At 33.9% G+C, this 14,868-nt stretch carries 14 protein-coding genes and 1 pseudogene; 4 read left to right on the top strand and 11 right to left on the bottom strand.

The features are described 5' to 3' along the window. Positions 1–97 precede the first annotated feature (97 nt). Complete coding sequence (locus tag J5J05_RS11450) at positions 98–1,057, top strand: IS30 family transposase (RefSeq protein WP_208559100.1); 960 nt, start codon at positions 98–100, stop codon at positions 1,055–1,057. 331 nt (positions 1,058–1,388) lie between these two features. On the opposite strand, the gene J5J05_RS11445 is transcribed toward J5J05_RS11450, so the two are convergent. The 11 genes from J5J05_RS11445 to J5J05_RS11395 all read right to left on the bottom strand — a co-directional run bounded on the left by J5J05_RS11445 (position 1,389) and on the right by J5J05_RS11395 (position 11,480). Beyond that, on the bottom strand, positions 1,389–2,945 hold the full coding sequence (locus J5J05_RS11445) for a methyl-accepting chemotaxis protein (RefSeq protein WP_208560805.1): 1,557 nt from the start codon (positions 2,943–2,945) through the stop codon (positions 1,389–1,391). Positions 2,946–3,162: 217 nt separating this feature from the next. Then, entirely contained in the window at positions 3,163–4,347 is a 1,185-nt protein-coding gene (locus J5J05_RS11440) for a ComEA family DNA-binding protein (RefSeq protein ID WP_208560804.1), read from the bottom strand. A 527-nt stretch (positions 4,348–4,874) separates the two neighbouring features. After that, complete coding sequence (locus tag J5J05_RS11435) at positions 4,875–5,153, bottom strand: hypothetical protein (protein WP_208560803.1); 279 nt, start codon at positions 5,151–5,153, stop codon at positions 4,875–4,877. A 495-nt stretch (positions 5,154–5,648) separates the two neighbouring features. Beyond that, entirely contained in the window at positions 5,649–6,098 is a 450-nt protein-coding gene (locus J5J05_RS11430; protein WP_208560802.1) for a hypothetical protein, read from the bottom strand. A gap of 278 nt (positions 6,099–6,376) precedes the next feature. Beyond that, positions 6,377–6,655, bottom strand: coding sequence for a MurR/RpiR family transcriptional regulator (locus tag J5J05_RS11425; RefSeq protein WP_208560801.1), 279 nt, complete (start codon positions 6,653–6,655; stop codon positions 6,377–6,379). 660 nt (positions 6,656–7,315) lie between these two features. Next, positions 7,316–8,674 (bottom strand): FAD-dependent oxidoreductase, encoded by a 1,359-nt coding sequence (locus J5J05_RS11420; RefSeq protein WP_208560800.1) that lies wholly within the window; start codon positions 8,672–8,674, stop codon positions 7,316–7,318. A 398-nt stretch (positions 8,675–9,072) separates the two neighbouring features. Next, positions 9,073–9,633, bottom strand: coding sequence for a DUF1697 domain-containing protein (locus J5J05_RS11415; RefSeq protein WP_208560799.1), 561 nt, complete (start codon positions 9,631–9,633; stop codon positions 9,073–9,075). A 66-nt stretch (positions 9,634–9,699) separates the two neighbouring features. Beyond that, positions 9,700–10,023, bottom strand: a complete 324-nt coding sequence (locus J5J05_RS11410) for a hypothetical protein (protein WP_208560798.1) — start codon at positions 10,021–10,023, stop codon at positions 9,700–9,702. A gap of 13 nt (positions 10,024–10,036) precedes the next feature. Then, positions 10,037–10,435: a helix-turn-helix domain-containing protein gene (locus J5J05_RS11405; protein WP_208560797.1), complete on the bottom strand. Its 399-nt coding sequence runs from the start codon at positions 10,433–10,435 to the stop codon at positions 10,037–10,039. A gap of 303 nt (positions 10,436–10,738) precedes the next feature. Beyond that, positions 10,739–11,233: a hypothetical protein gene (locus J5J05_RS11400; protein WP_208560796.1), complete on the bottom strand. Its 495-nt coding sequence runs from the start codon at positions 11,231–11,233 to the stop codon at positions 10,739–10,741. Continuing rightward, the gene (locus tag J5J05_RS11395; protein WP_208560795.1) at positions 11,205–11,480 is read right to left on the bottom strand and encodes a hypothetical protein; all 276 of its coding nucleotides are present in this window, start codon (positions 11,478–11,480) and stop codon (positions 11,205–11,207) included. The genes J5J05_RS11400 and J5J05_RS11395 overlap by 29 nt, the downstream gene beginning before the upstream one ends. A 330-nt stretch (positions 11,481–11,810) precedes the next feature. Here J5J05_RS11395 and istA point away from each other — a divergent pair, with 330 nt between their 5' ends. From istA to J5J05_RS11380, 3 genes and pseudogenes are all read left to right on the top strand, one after another. After that, positions 11,811–13,376, top strand: coding sequence for an IS21 family transposase (gene istA / locus J5J05_RS11390; RefSeq protein ID WP_208560794.1), 1,566 nt, complete (start codon positions 11,811–11,813; stop codon positions 13,374–13,376). Continuing rightward, positions 13,373–14,122, top strand: coding sequence for an IS21-like element helper ATPase IstB (istB, locus tag J5J05_RS11385; RefSeq protein ID WP_208560793.1), 750 nt, complete (start codon positions 13,373–13,375; stop codon positions 14,120–14,122). The genes istA and istB overlap by 4 nt, the downstream gene beginning before the upstream one ends. 337 nt (positions 14,123–14,459) lie before the next feature. Continuing rightward, positions 14,460–14,868, top strand: a pseudogene (locus J5J05_RS11380) (transposase); the annotation flags it as partial.

Below are 14,868 nucleotides of genomic sequence, written 5' to 3'. Positions count from 1 at the left end.
CGTGAATTGTAAAATTAAGCTAGACAAATAAAAAAGCCATTCGTGGTACACTCAAAATGTATTTTCCGACCAAAGAAAACATTAGGAGTGATCACGAATGACCTATTCCCATATTACCACGGACGAGCTTGTATTGATAGAATCGTATTACCATAATAATGTATCAACCGCTAGAATCGCTCAATTGATTAATCGTTCAAGGCAAACTATCCATAACGTCGTTACGGCTTTAAAGCAAGGTGTTACAATTCTTGACTATTATCGACAATACAAATTGAATAAAAAACGTTGCGGACGAAAGAAAATCATTCTTCCTATTAAACAACAGGACTATATCAAGGATCAAGTTGCTAAAGGCTGGACGCCCGATGTCATTATTGGTAGATCGGAACAGCCTATTGGATGCTCGGTCCGAACGCTTTATCGTCGATTCAATGAACACCTATTCGACGAAGCTTTACTTCCCATGAAGGGAAAAAGAAAGCCCAATGGTCATAAAGAACGTCGAGGAAAACAAGCATTTAAAAGAACGATTGAAGAAAGAACAACCGATTATCCTTTATTTAAGGAAGAGTTTGGACATTTGGAAGGAGACACCATTGTTGGTGTACACCACAAAAGCGCCATTATAACGTTAGTCGAAAGACTTTCGAAAGTCATCATCACGTTAAAACCAGAAGGACGTAAAGCAGTTGATATAGAAACCACCTTGAACCAATGGTTCAGTTCTATTCCCAAATGTCTATTTAAGTCCATTACTTTTGATTGTGGTAAAGAGTTCTCAAACTGGAAGTCAATCTGCAACCAACATGATGTGTCCATTTATTTTGCAGATCCAGGTACGCCTTCACAAAGGGCTTTGAACGAAAATTCAAATGGTTTACTGCGACGAAATGGCCTACCTAAAGAAATGGATTTTAATTTAGTAGATCAGAATTTTGTATCAGGCGTAGCCGATAGACGAAACCGAATCCCTAGAAAATCACTAAATTATCAAACACCCTTAGAAGTATTTTTGAGTTATATTGATGGGTCGTATTTGTCTAGCTTATATTGACAATTCAGATATTTAAAAAAATCTACACAATTACATTTATCACTATACCTAACATTTTTAACTTTCATTTTTTTTCATAAAATCAATTCTTTTATCTTTGAAAACATAAAAGTCGCTAATAGGTATGAGGAACTTGATGATCTTTTAAACAAAAACTAAAAAGAAACATTTGCTGATTAATAACACATTTATAATTAACCCCTTATTTCTAACACCCTAAAACATAAAAAAGCTCAAAACGTTTTACCGTTTTGAGCTAGTCTATAAATGACTACTGTAAGATCAGCAATTAACCTATCTAAAACACTTTCTAGTTTTCACCAGTTTGGAACTATGCGAGAACATGATCAGGCGTTTCTGTTGATGATGATTGTTCTTCATTAACTTCTTCAGTCGCTTCTACTTCATCCTTAGTCACTAATTCTTCTAAGTTCATGATAAGCTCATTCAACTCAGATAAACTTTCAATGACGCCTTGGACAGAACGACGTTGCTCTTCAACACCTGAATACATTTGTTTCGTCGTATCAGAAGCTTTTTCAGTCACCTCGCTGATAGACGTTACTTCATCAACAATGGTATCAGATGAAGACTGTAACGCACTAGACTTCGCTTTAACAGTCTCTGCTTGCTTGAATACTTTCGTAGCATTTTGATGTATTTGTTGGAAGATAGAATCTGCTTTCTGCGCAGCCTGTTCACTTTGCTGGAAGGCAGATTGTCCTTCTTCTAATTGGTTCTCCAAATCCGTAACTTTTGAGAAAATCTCTCTCAAAATAATACTGATCTCTTCTGTTGCTTTTGCTGAATGTTCTGCCAAAGTTCTTACTTCTGTTGCAACAACAGCAAAGCCACGTCCATGTTCACCTGCTCTTGCAGCTTCAATACTAGCATTTAACGCTAATAAATTCGTTTGTTTTGTAACACCAGTGATCGTATTTAAGATTTTTTCGATATGACTATTTTGATCTGAAAGGTTGTGGATCAATGTCATCGTTTCATGTAAGCTATCTTTTGCTTGAACCATACTTGTTGATAATACTTTTAGATGTGACTCTCCTTCATTTGTTACTTTGCCTGTTGCATCTGATAAACATTTCATTTCTTCTGAAGTTGTTGTGACATCTAGAATGTTTTGATGGATGGTTTGCATGTTCCCTTTGATTCCAATAAGAGATGTTGATTGGTATTCAGCACCTCTAGTTACTTCACCGAAGACCCCTGCAATATCTTCTGTGACTTGCCCTGTTTGAATAGCATCTGATTGAATCGTTTGGTGGAAATTCATCAATTGTTGAACAGCTGTCTGAATTTCTTCAAAAACATTTTCTAATTTAAGTTTCTGTTGTTGTGCGGATTCTGAATGTTCAGTAGCATCTGTTATGATTTTTTTACCGATAAAAGAAACACTAATACCGCCTGCTCCAATCATCGCTACCAACACAAACATCACAACGACTTCCAATACATTTTCTCTCATTGCTATAAAGTTACTATTTAAGAAAAACTGTGAAATTAAAATCACGATCATAAATGTCATTGCTTGGATCGTTACTTTCCAATTAAAGTAAATCATAGAAAAAATAAAGTAAATTGGTAATAATATCCATATATTCATAGCCGGTATCGTTAGAATAACGAAAAAACTAGCTAAGTAAATAAAACTCACCGTTACATACTTCGTTTGACTATATTCAGAAAACTTTTTATTGATCGTTAACAGTGTTGCGACGACGACTGTAGTTACTAGCAGAAAGCTAAAAAACACGCCGCTACTAACTAGATTCCCTAATTGGAGTAACCCTACTATCGGTAATGCCGAAAGATATAACCCGATAACCGTATAGGTTAATAACTTTGTACCCATTTTTTCGTATTGACTTACCATAATGCATCTCTCCTCTTCTAACGCCCACCCTTTGATATCTTCTACTGAATCAAAGAGCATAAATGTGTAATATAGATACACTAGAAAATTCATTTTTCTTCTGTATAGCTTTTACAATCGGTATTTTTCGAAAAAAATTAAGAGAACGATCCTAATTTAAGGAGAGTTCTCTTACAGATTATTTTAATATGTTATGTCGAATCGTCATTTTAAATTGCTAGTTAAACATTTCAAGTAAATTACTGTAAATGCCCTCTCCGATTTGATTAACATTGGTTACCTGACTAGAATGAGTGAATGGTCCATTCGCTTGACGGTATTCGACAATGTATGCTGATCTTTTGGGTCCTATATAAGATACAGCTTGCAACTCACTTTGTGAGGCAGTATTTAAAAAGTTCAATAAAGCTGCTTCACTAGTTGGTTTGTCAGGTGTAGCTTGTTCAGGTGCACTGCTTTCTTCTTCTACAGCTTTCTGATTTTCTTCTGCTTTAGCCTTCTCTTCAGCAGCTGCTTTAGCTTCTGCTTCTTGTTTTGCCAGTGCTTCTTGACTTTCAACGGTTCCTTTTACAGCGTCTAACTTAGTAGAAAGAGCTGTTTGATTTGTCTGAACACTAGAAAGTGCTGTGACAGCTGCTTCATAATTTTGTCGATTTGGTTCAGTTTCAGCTGTATTGATTGCCTCTTCTGCAAGAAGAAGCAATTTTTCTTGCGCTTCAACTTCTCCCCGAACTTTTTCTAAGCGAACAAGATACTCTTCATCCAATTCTCCAATATCAGATTCTTTTTTTTCAAGACTCTCCAGATGAGAACGAGTAGGGTCTTCCTCAGCTAAAGCCAATTCTTCAAGAAATTCTTCAAGCTGCTCAGCTGCAAGCAGATTTTTCTCAACAGCTTCAAGACGTTCTTTCAGTTGAGTGGAATCTCCTTTTAATTGACCAACTAAGTCATAAGCGATCTCAATATTTGATTGGGTAGGATCTTCTTCTGCTACTTCGACTGCCTCAGTTGCTTTTTCTAATAACTTTTCATCATTCTTTTTTGTCTCCGCTTCTACTGTTTCAGAAGCGACCTGAACATCTGGTTCAACCACATCTATGTTTGTAGCAGATATACCGATTAATAAGATACTAGACCCTAATAAAATAAGTGATCGATTTTTTTGGGATTTTTTGTAGATATTGTTTGCTAATAATCCGAGTGAGGTCATCAATAAACTGACTCCTGATAAAACCCCTACCTCAAATAAAATACCAGCCAGTGAAGCTAGTATGACCATCCCTGCATAAATACCTGTGATAACATGCATGGTCTTCTTTGGCCAATTCGAGTATGTATACATGTAGTATAATCCAAGCGGGAAAAATAACATTAACCAAGCAATTACTTTCCAATTCTTCATTTTCACAATCCTTTCTTTTCACTAATGTAGATTATTAAGCTCAATCTAAAAATGACTAACACTTTTTTTCATTAATGACCTCGATCATCATTGATTACGCTAATCGATTCTTTCATGATTTACAGATAATAACAGATACTGGCGAGTCGTTCCTCCTATCATTTAATTTATGAAAATAGAAGTATCACAGTTAGATTTTTACTGATACTTCTTGAGTAACCCTTTGACTCCAATTCGCATATCACGATTTCGTAACATTAGAAATCAAAGTTCCTCACTTAAAATAATCGGACTTTTCTAACCTGATTTAAGATAGTTTTACCAATTAAAGCAACAATATTCATATTATTCATTGACTTTATTCTCTTTCGCAAACAAAAAAGACTCATGCGTTAAGCATAAGTCTATGTTAAATAACTGATAGTGGCTAGTAAAATATTTGTATGCTTATAAAAATGCTAACTAACAATTAATCATCTCGACATGGTGTGATGACTGTTTTTACTAGGTAAATAAATAGGATAAAGTTAGTTAGTATTCTTATTTCTAAATTGTTTTTTCTGTTTTTCGGCCAACAATTTTAGTTGCTCTTGAGCTTCTTTATTTAATCGTAAAAAGTCTCTTTGAAAAGCCCAAAAAATAGCTGATGTGGGCGTATATTCTTCTACTAATCTTTCTAAATCTGGATTATTTGTAGAATAATAATCTCCTAGAAATTCTAGACCGTTCTCCCAACTTCTCAACTTGTTCAAAACGTCTTCTAACTCTATAAATTCTGAATGAAAATTATCTTTACTTTTAACCATAGCAAACCCTCCTAATATAGTTAGTTAATCGTGCTTTTGTTAGTTCCACTTTAACATTATTAGTATTGATTAATATGGCGGTTATCCGCTAAATCTGTAATATTTTTTTCTAATGACTTCGTAATTTTACATCTACTAAACTGTTTTATAGTACTTTATCCTTGATAAATCAATTGATAAATTAGTATAGCTATTCGTAACATATGGATAAATAATATAATTGCGTAAAAACCAATCATTTCTCAACCTAAGATAAAACCTAATTATAGTTTGTTTCTAATTTTTATTCTTTAAATACCAATAAAACTAGCTCCAAAAAACTGCTATAGAGAATATAAAAACAAAAGCTTCTACATTAGATAATGTTCCACTTGAGGTACTCGGCCTACTTTAAGCAATCCCCCCGTCAACTCTAATCAACACTAGCGACGCTATAAACTGATTTAGAATCTTCTTACTATTGTTTTCCATTGAATCATATGCTTTTGATATTTTTTATTTCAGTAAACCTTTAAAATGGTTTTCCAATAAATAATTGAAGTTCCTAGCTGAATAATCCGGTCCATTAAATGAATAAGACCCACTGGCATCAATATAATAATAGTACTGCTTACCTTCAGCCTTAAACTGTAAACAATACTTTATAATAGGCCTTGAAACTGAAAAATCAGTAATATTTTTATAATCGATTTTAAAAATATACTTTTCAGAATTGTCTTGTAGAAACTTCATTTTCAGTATCAATAAATGATTCTCAGCGAAATATAAATAATCAAATCCTAGAAATGCTGTTACATAACCAGACCAATTTAGATACCACTGAAAATAAGGTCTTACCCCTCGTTCAGCTACAAAATAATTGTGATTTAAGTAGTATCCCAAACGTCGATATGTTTTTTCCAGCACTTCCAATTCTTGTTCTTTTGTATATATTTCTTCATCCATTAAATCGTAAACTCCTAACGCCTTTTTTACAATCTTTAATAAACTGAAAAAAGAATTCTATCGTATTCTTTTTTTCAAACCTAACATAAATATATTATTAATTAAACAGTTTATATTTCTATGCACAAATATCCCACATTATTAGGAGGTGTTTATACTTATTAAATCTAATGAAATAGTAATTAAATTTTGAAGATTCTTATTGTGCCAATCAATTAAAAACAAGTAGTGTTTAATTCAGGCAATAATATTAGATACAAGAACATCAGTATATCAATTCAAGCCATAAATTTTTTTGGAATCATTAATATCATATCAAATTCTTGAACATGCGACTTCATACCCGGAAAATTGGTATATCCGAGCTGTTTAGCGAAGCGACGAACACAGGCTCTTGATACACTGTTGTCCGCTGCGATTTGGTAGATACTACAAGTGTTGACACTTTTAAAATGCTCTAAGAAAAACCTTGCTAATTCATAATCTACTGTCCCCACGCCTAACTCATTTGCGATATGGTTCAACTTATCAATCAAATTCAATCGATTCTTATCCATTTTATTTGATCTCCATTAGCCAAGTTTGATTGTAAACCTAGTATAGCCCATACATTGTTAAACAAAAATCGCAAGGTTTGAATGGTGAAGTCGTTGGCTTTCATTTCCTTAAGCGCCTTTAACTAAATGTAAGGCTCCTTGCAAGTTGCGGAATTCAAGTTCAGACCGTTTCTTTTCCCAACTTCTCCGATAATCAACAGGAGATTCGTAATCCAACAATTGGACGGGGTAGTTCATAGAGTGTATGGAATGTGTTGTCGTAAACAAATGGAAACTTAAAAGATTTATAGGTGGACTACGCTACGGCATTTTTGTAAGGACTCCCTTTTCTACATAACGAGCGCCTGATATCAAAGGTGTCTGGTAACGCATCAATGGAGTATTTGTCAAAATAAGAATTAATCAAAATTGATTCATACTCATTAGATTATTTGTTTTCGTTAGCTCTATAGGATTCATTGATATAAATCATCAACTGAAACTCTGAAATTTCCTTTAAAAAGATAGTTAAAGTCAATCGTTTGAATAAAAAAAGTAACAATCCTTGTATTGATAGGATTGTTACTTTTTTTTTCGATAACTTTTCTTATCTAAAGTACTCATAAATAGAAACAGATTGAATGAAAAATATGAATGATTCGGTTTTAAGTTTTGGTATTGCTAAAATAGCATTTTTGTTGAACCAAATGTTTTTCCTTGCGCTTTTAGTGCTAAGACATTTAAGAAGTTCCACGGACGACTAAATCCTGGTTGGAAAAAGAAATCCGCTTTCCCTAAATCACTTAAAGTCATTTTGTTACTAATGGCTAGTGAAAGGGTGTTTGCTGCTTGCGTAATATCTTCAGTAGATAAAAATTGTGCTCCTAAGATTACTTCTGTTTCTGAATCATAGAATATTTTCATTTCAACTTTAATGTCCCCATCACGCATGAATGAAGGACGGACTCTTTCTTCAGTATAGAAAGTTTTAATTTTTCCATCGTAGTTCTCTACGTTAGAATCATTCAAACCGGTTGTTGCAAATTTCAAATCAAAGAAAGCTAATCCAGACGTCCCGTTGACTGGGATAATTTCGATTTTTTCTCCCATCGCATTTTTAGCAGCGGTAATCCCTTGTTTGCGGGCGTTAGTTGCTAAAGCGATGTTTTGTTTTTTACCTGTTGCTTGGAAGGGAATTAATGTCGCATCTCCACCTACATAGACATTTTTAGCTGATGTTTCTAAATAATCATTGACAACTACAAAGCCATTTTTATCTAATTCAAGACTGTTCGCTAGCCAAGATGTATCAGGCTTGACTCCAACAGCCATAATCACTGTATCTGCTTCATATTCACCTTGATCAGTTACTACTGCCTGAATTTCACCATTTTCCCCTTTGATCTCTTGTACTAATTCATTTGTTTGAATTTTCAATTCTTTTTCTTTCGCTTCTTTAGATAAGCTTGGATAGAATTCTTCGTCTAGGTAGCTCGGTAAGAAACGATCGACTGCATCAATCAACGTCACATCCTGACCGTTTTCTGTATAGGCTTCGGCAACTTCAACACCGATGTACCCTCCACCAATAACGACTACTTTCTTCGCATCTTTCATACGTGCTTTAACAATTTCTGCATCGTTTCGACCACGGAAAGTATAGACATGTTCTAAATCATTTCCTGGTATGTTTAATTTGGGTGCGTAGCCACCTGGTGAAAGAAGTAATCTATCGTAGCCTTCCTCTCTTTCCCCACTGTCTGTTTTTACTGTCACTGTATTTTTATCAGCATTCAAACCAACCATATCAGTATTTAGATGGATATTAATGCCTTGTTTTTTATAGGATTCTTCATTCGCATAATGTAGCTCATCTGGTGATTGTGCGATATTCATTAAATATGATTGAGCTCCACAACTCATAAAGGATGCTTTGTCTTCACGTTCAAGCAAATGAATTTCTGCTTCAGGTTCCGCTTCTAATATGGTCTCAACTGCTTCATAACCAAAGTGAGAAGATCCAACAACAATATATTTCATTTAAAAACTTCCTTTCTCTTATTTAAGGTATGCAGACATTCTATTCCTTCTATCTATATTAGTAAATCAGAATGAGTTTTTTCTTACAATTTTAATTATTCATCTATCTGAATGATAATTGCAAAAAAACTTTAGTATTAGAAATGGTATAGAGAACTATAGAAATGATGCCTAAACCTACCAAAACAGCAACGTATATAATAAGTAATTTTTATTTTTTTCAGAAAATTTATTTTTAGTGTTCATTTAAGTCATATTTTTTAGCAAACCTGATGGTTGGAGTAGTTCTCGGACTTTAAAATAAAAATTTAGAACGTTCCGAATGAGATCAATGTTTTCTCTTGCGTGTTGTTGTGGTATCTTGATTATGAAAAGTCGACTAAGAAACCATAGAAACTTTATTTATTGATCAGTTCCCACATCTTCATAGTGGTTTTCCAATTTCTGATAGTAATAGACTGATATATATTCTTACGCGCTAGTTTACTTAATGCACTTTTCGTATAATCTGGATGAGTTGGTCCTGGTCGTCGGTAATAAATTACATGAGTACCTTTCCAGGAACGATCTATTCCCTCTCGAACATCAATCTCTTGCATAGCTTCGTCAGGAGAAATATTCATTAAAAATAAGACATCATAACGATAATCAACTTCATCCGGATTTTCCCCATACCCTTTAGGCGCTTCTTCTATAACCGACTTATAAATATCGATGCAAAGCGTCAATACTTTGATTAACTTACTGTCTAATTTAAAATTTTCTATTAATAATTTTTCTATTTTTTTAGTAATTTCTTGGCTTGATCGAGAGGACCGAAGGCACACATTTCCACTTTGAATGTACGTTTGAACATCTTGGAATCCTAACTGAACTAAATGATCACGTAAATCAGCCAATTTAATTTTGTTTCTACCGCCCACATTAATACCTCGAAGTAAAACAATATAATTTTTCAAACTGATACTTCCTCTCTGTATACCTTCGTAGTGAAACCCTATCGGGTAAAATCAGTCTACTCTTTTTTAGTATCGAATCAATATTAATAAACTCACTAAGAAAGTGACGAAACTCAGTGCTAGTAAACAATAAATTTTCTTTTTGATCGTCAGAAATGTTTGTTTTTCATTTTCTGAAAGTAAACTAGTCGTTTTTCTGCGCTTGAATAAATAGAGCAGTATGCCTCCACCGTTTTGATTTGCAGCAGCTATCGTTGACCAGAATCTTGGATGGTCTATTTGGCGACTTTTCGCATCCATCAATATTAATTGATAAACATAATAGGCTAAACAAATACTTGAAAAAGCAATGATCAAAAAGCATATCATTAATAAATTAAATTTATCCATTATAAAGTCTCCTTTAAATTTTTTTGATTATCAAATAAAAAATAGACAGTGTGTTCAAACTAATCAATCCCATCATGCTACCCGTAATCAAACCATTACTTGTATTCAGCACTAAAAGTAGTCCCATCAAAACAATATTCACAATCATTAATACACTAAAGTGTTTGAGAAACCGATTCACTTCTGTTGCTTCTTTCAAATGATTTACCATTGTCTGATCTCCTTTCAATAATTCATCCAAAGATAACGTGTACAGTTCAGATAACCGAATGATTCGCTCAATATCGGGGTAGCTTTTCCCATTCTCCCAATTTGAAATCGTCTGTCTGGTAATGCCCAAATATTCCGCCACCTGATCTTGCGTCATCCCCAACTCATTTCTGCGCTCTTTTATCCGTTGGCCAACTTCCATTTTATACACCTCTATTATGTTTGATTTACTTATCCATTAAAATCAAAATCTTTCAACATGACAATCAAAAATACTAGACATTCTATGTAAAAAAACTTTTCCATGCTGCTATTATGCCAGTTCTAGCAGATAAGGAAAAGCTTTTTACGATTCATTCAAAAAAGTGGACTAATACGATGTCGGTTATCTCCATACTCGTATTAATCCACTTTTTGACTGGTTCATATAAATTAAGGGCTCGTTTGATAATGCATTCTTTATTATGTAATATATTCTACTAATTAAACATTCTCTCTATTTGATTTATCTATTTTGTAGTAAAAGTTCATTATTGAATAAATTAGTTATTTCATGTTTGAGATCTAACTCAGTTTTATTAACGATAAAATAATTATTCTTCGTTGGAAAAACAATATATCTAGCCTCATCTTCATAACTTTTTAGGCAATCATTTACTTTGATTTTAATGGTCTCACCATTTGTTTCAAGCATTAAATGCTCTTCACTAAAACTGAAAGTATGGTCTTGCTCATAATAGTCTTTGTGGTATTTATATTTTATTCTAGCTAGTCTTTTGTATACTCGTTTTTCAAAAATATATAGATTTGCTAAGAAAACAACAATTCCAAATAATAAAGACACTATCAAATTTCTGCTTAAAATGAAGCTTGTTCCAGAAAACATGAACCCATAAATTAAGCAATTATAATAAGTAATGGATAAGTTTTTATTTATATCCATACTTAACTTTTCCGCTATTTCAATATCTTCATGCATTATTTTGTATTTCATTTTCATTAGTAAGCGCACTCTCCTTTAGTCTTTTTCCAAGTTTATCTTTTATCATCTCTTCAAATTTTTGATTTTCAACATCAGATAGTTCTGTATTTATTTTTTTAAAAATATGATAATGATCACTTTTACCAAAGTTCAAGTAATAACATTCCTTGTCCTCTTCGGCGACTTTAATTTCATCCCAAGTTACTTCATAGGAGATCGTACTATAGTCTAATTTTATAAACTTTTCTTTTATTTCTATGTTCATTGTATATTCCTGAGTATTATCATATTTTTTTAAGGTGTTTTCAATCGTTTGATTATATACTGATTTTTTTATAACATAATATAAAAATATCATGAAAAATATTATAACCGGGATCTCTAAAAACAGTTCGATATTAGGTTTCATTACAAGATATATAATTGGGAAAAGGACGGTAAAAAAGATGCAATGGTTTCTTTTAATATACTTTTGTGAATGCTAAACTAAAAACAACAATTATTGCTAATTAAGATTCTGCACTTTTTATCTAAAGATTAGTCGATTCGGTTATACTATTAAAGTTATGAGTATAAGTGGATCGGAGGACGAAAGGTGAATGAATCAAAAATGACTTTATATCATGAGATACATAAGTTGAAACGTTTAGGGTTTAATAACAGTCAGATCAAAAGAAAAGTTGGTGTGGATAGAGATACAATAAGGAAATATTTAAGCCTGAATTACGAAGAAATGTCCGAATGGACATCAGGTCTGCAGAACAGGAATAGAAAACTGAACAGTCATGAACAAGTGATTGTCACCTGGTTAAAAGAACATCCAGATTTATCTGCAGCTCAAATCGAAGACTGGTTACTAGAAGAATATCCCGGTATAAAGGTGGGATCGAGTACAATCCGATTATTCGTTAAAGAGTTAAGAGATCGCTATGCAATCCCAAAAGTTAAACAGTTAAGGCAGTATGAGGCTATTCCAGAAGTTAATATGGGTGAACAGATTCAAGTCGATTGGGGCGAGTGCTGGCAGGAAACAGTCGAAAAAGAAAAGATAAAACTCTTCTGTATTTGTTTCGTTTTAGGACATAGCCGCTATAAATACGTGGAATGGTTAGATAGACCTTTTACAACTGAAGATACGATACGTTGTCATGAACAAGCTTTTCGCTACTTCGGCGGAATGACAAACGAAATTATGTATGATCAAGATAATCTAATAGCGGTAAGTGAGAATGCTGGAGACCTAATACTAACAAGTAAGTTCGAAGCCTACCAACAAGCAAGAGGTTTTCAAATCTACTTATGTCGCGCAGCTGATCCCGAAACCAAAGGTAAGGTCGAGCGTGTTGTTGGCTATGTAAAAGGTAATTTTGCCAAGAATAGAATTTATAGTGATTTAGATGACTGGAATCAAAAATGTCGAAATTGGTTAGACAGAACAGGTAATCATAAAGTACATGGCACAACAAAAAAGAGACCAGATTTAGTGTTCCTTCAGGAAAAAGCACACTTGAAACCAGTCTCATCTTTTAGAAATATGGACAATCCATTTGATGCAAGTATAGCAGTTAAGATAGGAAAAGACAATACGATTCGCTATAAAGGAAATCGTTATTCTGTTCCTAAAGGAACTTATCAACCTGTTGGAAATAACGAAGTCTTACTGAGAATCAATACCAGTGAACTCGTTATTTTAAATGAATTAAATGGCCAAGAAATAACGAGACATACGCTCTCTTTTGAAAAAGGAAAGTTAATAAAGAAAACGAATCATGGTCGAGATTTCTCAGTATCAATACAAAAATATAAAAAAGCAATGATTGCTTTATTTGAGGATGAATTGAGTGCTGGTCTCTTTATTGATAAAGTCATTGAAACTCATAAACGCTACGCACGAGATCAGTTTATCGTTTTAGAGAAAGCCATAAAAGCTTACCCGGAAGAAAGTGAAGCAGCTTTACACAAGTGTCTAGACGAAAAGTTATGGAGTGCCAATGATTTTAGAGATGTATCTAAATTCTTAGCAACGCATTCTCAAAACTCGCTGTCCGATGAACACCTAAAACCGACTAGTGTCTCATTAAAGCCGCCGGCTTCCTCCATCATTGTTCCCACACGATCACTTAGTGACTATACGAAACTGATTGTAGGTGATCGCCAATGAGCTCTGGACTTGAAGGTCTTCAACATGCACTTAAGCAACTTCGCTTATCAGAAGTATCGGTTGAACTACCACTTATAATGCGTGAAGCAGAACAAAACTCTTGGACCTATCACGAACTTTTAAATCATCTTTTGACTTTTGAGTTAAACAAGCGAGACGATAAAAATAAAGAAAAACGATTAAAGTGGGCCAAGTTTCCTTACCAGAAGTCCCTTGAGGACTATGAAATGACAGAACAAAAAAGCATTACTGAACGTCAGATGAAACAACTGAAAGATATGCATTGGCTCGAGCAGCAATATAATCTTGTGTTACTTGGTCCACCCGGTGTAGGAAAAACACACCTTGCCATAGGTATGGGACTCGAAGCCATTGGCCAAGGGTATCAGGTCATGTTTCTCCCCATGGGAGAACTCATGACCATACTGAAAACAAGTGATTATACCAGGAAGTCACAGATAACATTAAATCGGATCAAACAATCCGATTTAGTTATCATTGATGATCTGATGTACATCGCGATGGATCAACGTGAAGCGAATCAATTCTTCCATCTCATTAACCATTTATATGAACGGAGTTCGATTATTTTGACGTCGAATAAGAGCCCAGATCAATGGGGTGAGCTTTTGGGTGATGAAGGGATTGCGACCGCAATCTTAGACCGCCTTCTTCATCGCGTAGAAGTTATACAGATGAATGATGAAAGTTACAGAATGAAGAACCGTGAAAGCGTGTTTCAATAATTAAGTGCAGAAACTTATTTAGCAAAAACTGCAGAAACTTAATTAGCAGAAATTGACGATTTCTACTTGACGTCAACAACTTTTTCAACGGTAATGATTCACTTGCCAATATCTCTGATTGAACAGTATCATTTAACTTTATTTCGCAAGTTCTAAACATAAAGATTTTTTCCTTTCTATCCGCTTCATTTTAATTCTCTATCTCACTTATCTATTTTGACTGTCCTTTACTTTTCTAAAGACTTGCACCAATACAAAGCCTGGATAGGTTACACTGAGTTGGACAGAAAAGATAAGGTGTGTATACTAAACACAACGCACACAGGAGGAATCTATCATGTCTACTCGTCGTCCACGTCGAACTTATACAGATGAATTCAAGAAGCAAATTGTTGATTTACACAAAGCAGGAAAATCAAGAAAAGAAATCATAGAAGAATATGACCTTACAGGATCTGCTTTTGACAAGTGGGTAAGTCAACATCATCAAACCGGTTCATTCAAAGAAAAAGATAACTTAACACCTGAACAGAAAGAATTGAAAGCATTAAGAAAAGCCAATACCCAGCTTCAAATGGAAAATGATATTTTAAAGCAAGCGGCGCTGATATTCGGGCGAAAGTCGAAGTAATCAAACGTAATAAACATAAATATTCTATATCAGCGATGTGCCGTGCCCTTGAGATCAGTAGAGGATCTTATTATTACGAAGTAATAAAGAAAGAAAGTGACGCGGAACTTGAACA

Origin of the sequence: Marinilactibacillus kalidii (assembly GCF_017599325.1) — a bacterium.
Lineage (GTDB): Bacteria > Bacillota > Bacilli > Lactobacillales > Carnobacteriaceae_A > Marinilactibacillus > Marinilactibacillus kalidii.
The sequence above is the reverse complement of the archived record's forward strand: the minus strand, read 5'-3'. Positions and strand labels throughout refer to the sequence as shown.

Excerpts from the sequence above, each read along its gene's own strand:
- J5J05_RS11450 (WP_208559100.1), top strand. The coding sequence starts at position 98 with ATGACCTATTCCCATATTACCACGGACGAGCTTGTATTGATAGAATCG.
- J5J05_RS11445 (WP_208560805.1), bottom strand. The coding sequence starts at position 2,945 with ATGGTAAGTCAATACGAAAAAATGGGTACAAAGTTATTAACCTATACG.
- J5J05_RS11440 (WP_208560804.1), bottom strand. The coding sequence starts at position 4,347 with ATGAAGAATTGGAAAGTAATTGCTTGGTTAATGTTATTTTTCCCGCTT.
- J5J05_RS11435 (WP_208560803.1), bottom strand. The coding sequence starts at position 5,153 with ATGGTTAAAAGTAAAGATAATTTTCATTCAGAATTTATAGAGTTAGAA.
- J5J05_RS11430 (WP_208560802.1), bottom strand. The coding sequence starts at position 6,098 with ATGGATGAAGAAATATATACAAAAGAACAAGAATTGGAAGTGCTGGAA.
- J5J05_RS11425 (WP_208560801.1), bottom strand. The coding sequence starts at position 6,655 with ATGGATAAGAATCGATTGAATTTGATTGATAAGTTGAACCATATCGCA.
- J5J05_RS11420 (WP_208560800.1), bottom strand. The coding sequence starts at position 8,674 with ATGAAATATATTGTTGTTGGATCTTCTCACTTTGGTTATGAAGCAGTT.
- J5J05_RS11410 (WP_208560798.1), bottom strand. The coding sequence starts at position 10,023 with ATGGATAAATTTAATTTATTAATGATATGCTTTTTGATCATTGCTTTT.
- J5J05_RS11405 (WP_208560797.1), bottom strand. The coding sequence starts at position 10,435 with ATGGAAGTTGGCCAACGGATAAAAGAGCGCAGAAATGAGTTGGGGATG.
- J5J05_RS11400 (WP_208560796.1), bottom strand. The coding sequence starts at position 11,233 with ATGAAAATGAAATACAAAATAATGCATGAAGATATTGAAATAGCGGAA.
- J5J05_RS11395 (WP_208560795.1), bottom strand. The coding sequence starts at position 11,480 with ATGAACATAGAAATAAAAGAAAAGTTTATAAAATTAGACTATAGTACG.
- istB (WP_208560793.1), top strand. The coding sequence starts at position 13,373 with ATGAGCTCTGGACTTGAAGGTCTTCAACATGCACTTAAGCAACTTCGC.